Origin of the sequence: Sphingomonas sp. DC1600-2, assembly GCF_049897605.1 — a bacterium.
GTDB lineage: Bacteria > Pseudomonadota > Alphaproteobacteria > Sphingomonadales > Sphingomonadaceae > Sphingomonas.
In genome coordinates, this window is sequence record NZ_JAFCWO010000044.1 from 1 (window position 1) to 2,105 (window position 2,105).

Sequence of the window (2,105 nt, forward strand, 5' to 3'; positions counted from 1 at the left end):
AGCAGCCTCACCGTCAGCACCGCCCCTGCGCATGGCACCACCAGCGTGGCTGGCGATGTCGTCACCTACACCCCGACCACCGGCTATTATGGCAGCGATAGCTTCGCCTATACCGCCACCGGGCCGGGCGGCACCTCAGCGGCCGCCACCGTCACACTGACCGTCGCCACGCCTGCCGCCCCAAGCGTGGCCGCCAAGAGCGCCAGCGTTGGCTATAACACCGCGACGCCGATCGATCTCACCGCCTCGGTCAGCGGCGTGCATAGCAGCCTCACCGTCAGCACCGCCCCTGCGCATGGCACCACCAGCGTGGCTGGCGATGTCGTCACCTACACCCCGACCACCGGCTATTATGGCAGCGATAGCTTCGGCTATACCGCCACCGGGCCTGGCGGAACCTCGGCGGCTGCCACCGTCACGCTCACCGTCGCCACGCCTGCCGCGCCCACTGTTGCCGCCAAGAGCGCCAGCGTCGCTTATGACACCGCCACCCCGATCGACCTGACCGCCTCGGTCAGCGGCGTGCATAGCAGCCTCACCGTCAGCACCGCGCCCGCACACGGTACCACCAGCATTGCAGGCGACGTCATCACCTACACCCCCACCAGCGGTTATTATGGCAGCGACAGCTTTGCCTATACCGCCACCGGGCCTGGCGGAACCTCGGCCGCTGCCACCGTCACGCTCACCGTCGCCACGCCTGCTGCGCCGAGCGTGGCCGCGAAGAGCGCCAGCGTTGGCTATAACACCGCAACCCCGATCGATCTCACCGCCTCGGTCAGCGGCGTGCATAGCAGCCTCACCGTCAGCACCGCCCCTGCGCATGGCACCACCAGCGTGGCTGGCGATGTCGTCACCTACACCCCGACCACCGGCTATTATGGCAGCGATAGCTTCGCCTATACCGCCACGGGGCCCGGCGGCACCTCCGCCGCCGCCACCGTCACGCTCACCGTCGCCACGCCTGCTGCGCCGAGCGTGGCCGCCAAGAGCGCCAGCGTTGGCTACAACACCGCCACCCCGATCGACCTCACCACTTCGGTCAGCGGCGTGCATAGCAGCCTCACCGTCAGCACCGCGCCCGCGCACGGTACCACCAGCGTGGCTGGCGATGTCATCACCTACACCCCGACCAGCGGCTATTATGGCAGCGACAGCTTCGGCTATACCGCCACGGGGCCCGGCGGCACCTCGGCCGCTGCCACCGTCACGCTGACCGTCGCCACGCCTGCTGCGCCGAGCGTGGCCGCCAAGAGCGCCAGCGTTGGCTACAATACCGCCGCCCCGATCGATCTCACCGCCTCGGTCAGCGGTGTGCATAGCAGCCTCACCGTCAGCACGGCCCCTGCACACGGCACCACCAGCGTTGTCGGCGATGTCATCACCTACACCCCGACCACCGGCTATTATGGCAGCGACAGCTTTGGCTATACCGCCACCGGGCCGGGCGGCACCTCAGCGGCCGCCACCGTCACACTGACCGTCGCCACGCCTGCCGCCCCAAGCGTGGCCGCCAAGAGCGCCAGCGTCGCTTATGACACCGCGACGCCGATCGATCTCACCGCCTCGGTCAGCGGCGTGCATAGCAGCCTCACCGTCAGTACAGCCCCCGCGCACGGCACCACCAGCGTGGCTGGCGATGTCATCACCTATACCCCCACCACCGGCTATTATGGCAGCGACAGCTTCGCCTATACCGCCACCGGGCCTGGCGGAACCTCGGCCGCTGCCACCGTCACGCTCACCGTCGCCACGCCTACCGCCCCAACCGTTGCCGCCAAGAGCGCGAGCGTTGCGTACAACACCGCAACCCCGATCGACCTCACCGCCTCGGTCAGCGGCGTGCATAGCAGCCTCAGCGTCAGCTCAGCCCCTGCGCACGGCACCACCAGCATCGCGGGCGACGTCATCACCTACACCCCGACCAGCGGCTATTATGGCAGCGACAGCTTCGGCTATACCGCCACGGGGCCCGGCGGAACCTCGGCCGCCGCCACCGTCACGCTCACCGTCGCCACGCCTGCTGCGCCGAGCGTGGCCGCGAAGAGCGCCAGCGTTGGCTATAACACCGCAACCCCGATCGATCTCACCGCCTCGGTCAGCGG

At 68.8% G+C, this 2,105-nt stretch carries 1 protein-coding gene; it reads left to right on the forward strand.

From position 1 onward, the window contains the following. Positions 1-2,105 (forward strand): beta strand repeat-containing protein (locus tag ACP7BL_RS17840; RefSeq protein ID WP_426258928.1); only part of this gene is annotated, 2,105 nt, incomplete at both ends.